Annotated in this window: 1 protein-coding gene; it reads right to left on the bottom strand. The window is 52.4% G+C overall.

The features are described from left to right. Nucleotides 1–225: UPF0236 family transposase-like protein (locus DXX99_RS11285; RefSeq protein ID WP_205664728.1), on the bottom strand; the 225-nt coding region annotated here is incomplete at both ends.

Here is a 225-nt window from a genome sequence, read left to right as displayed (position 1 = left end):
GAACGTCCAGCCACAGTTCATCCGTATCTGGATAAATCCCTCCCAGGTAATAAGGACGCTTGAGCTTAAACCGCCCTTTCCCCACTTCTTCTTTCCCTTCGTGTATGTAAACGAGACGGGGTAAGTATTTCTTCCCGTCCTGACCGGCTACGTGGTCTTCGTCCGCTTCCACGTAAAGAACTTTCACCCGGCGCTTCTCTTTGGGTGGTTCGGGCAGTTCTTCGG

The organism is Ammonifex thiophilus (assembly GCF_003368535.1).
In the GTDB taxonomy this organism is placed as follows: domain Bacteria; phylum Bacillota; class Desulfotomaculia; order Desulfotomaculales; family Ammonificaceae; genus Ammonifex; species Ammonifex thiophilus.
This window is presented reverse-complemented; position numbering and strand designations above follow the sequence as displayed.